At 65.6% G+C, this 1,740-nt stretch carries 2 protein-coding genes; both read left to right on the top strand.

Annotated features, from left to right (window positions below; genetic code table 11):
* A partial coding sequence (locus tag AC0ZZU_RS23960; RefSeq protein WP_476343918.1) for a dihydrodipicolinate synthase family protein occupies positions 1–894 on the top strand: 894 nt, incomplete at its 5' end.
* A gap of 1 nt (position 895) precedes the next feature.
* Positions 896–1,740: aldehyde dehydrogenase family protein (locus AC0ZZU_RS23965; RefSeq protein ID WP_476343920.1), on the top strand; the 845-nt coding region annotated here is incomplete at its 3' end.

Consider the following 1,740-nt stretch of genomic DNA (forward strand, 5'->3'; position numbering starts at 1 on the left):
GAAGGCATCTACACCCCGGCGATCACCCCACTGGGCGCCGACGGCAGCATCGACAAGGCAGCCTTTGCCGAGGTCCTGGACTACCTGGTCGAGTCCGGTATCCATGGCGTGATCATCGGCGGCTCCACTGGCGAGTACTACGCCCACACGACTCAAGAGCGCCTCGACCTCGCCGCCCAGGCGAAGGATGTGCTGAACGGCCGCCTGCCGCTGATCGTCGGCACCGGTGGCATCCGCACCGAAGATGCCGTGGCCTTCGCCAGGCACGCCAGGGAAATCAAGGCCGATGCGCTGCTGGTCGGCACCCCGCCGTACGCGCTGCCGACCCAGCAGGAAATCGCCATTCACGTCAAAGCCGTGGACCAGGCCGCCGGCCTGCCGATCATGCTCTACAACTACCCCGGCCGCATGGGCGTGAGCATGGGCGAGGAATTCTTCGACGCCGTCGCCGACGTGAAGAACATCGTCGCCATCAAGGAAAGCTCCGGCGACATGGCCCAGCTGCACCGCCTGGCCATCCATCGCCCGAACATCGCGCTGTCCTGCGGCTGGGACGACCAGGCCCTGGAATTCTTCGCCTGGGGCGCGCAGAGCTGGGTCTGCGCCGGTTCCAACTTCATCCCGCGCGAGCACGTGGCGCTGTACCAGGCGTGCGTGGTCGAGAAGGACTTCGCCAAGGGCCGCCGCATCATGGCTGAGCTGATGCCATTGATGGATTTCCTCGAAGGCGGCAAGTTCGTCCAGTCGATCAAGTACGGCAGCGAGCTGCAAGGCCTGCGCAGCGGTGGCGTGCGCGCCCCGCTGCAAGGCCTGGACAACGCCGAGAAAGAGGCGCTGAAAGCAGTCGTCACGACCCTCAAGCGCAACATCGCCCAGATCACCGGAGGTGCCTGAAATGGCTGAATTGCTGAGCAAGGCCCAATACGCGGACATCGCCGCGAAGCTGGAACTGCGCACCCAGGCGTTCATCGACGGCCAGTTCCGCGATGCCCTCTCGGGGCGCACGTTCATCACCACCAACCCGGCCACCGGCAAGCAGCTGGCCGAAGTTGCCGCCTGCGACGTGCGGGACGTCGACGTGGCCGTGGCGGCTGCCAAGCGCGTCTTCGAAGACGGCAGCTGGTCGAAGCTGCAGCCCGGTGAGCGCAAGCACATCCTGCTGAAGTTCGCCCAGCTGCTGGAGGACAACGCCCATGAACTGGCCGTGCTCGAAGCGCTGGACAGCGGCAAGCCGGTCAGCGAGTGCCAGAACGTCGACGTGCCGGAGACCATCCACACCATCCGCTGGCACGCCGAGCTGATCGACAAGATCTACGACGCCACCGCCCCGACCGGCAATGCTGCCGTGACCATGGTGGTGCGCGAAGCCATCGGCGTGGTCGGTTTGGTGCTGCCGTGGAACTTTCCGCTGCTGATGCTGGCCTGGAAGATCGCCCCGTCGCTGGCCGCCGGTTGCTCGATCGTGGTCAAGCCTGCCAAGGAAACCACCCTGAGCGCGCTGCGCGTGGCCGAGCTGGCACACCAGGCCGGCGTGCCGGCCGGCGTGTTCAATATCCTCCCAGGCGGCGGCAGTGACGCGGGCCAGGCGATTGGCCGGCACATGGACATCTCCATGGTCAGCTTCACCGGTTCGACCGACACCGGCCGGTTGTTCCTCAAGTACTCGTCCGAGTCCAACCTCAAGCGAATCGTCCTTGAACTGGGTGGCAAGAACCCGGCCGTGGTCATGAACGACTGTGA

It is taken from the genome of Pseudomonas sp. JE3303 (assembly GCF_056312565.1).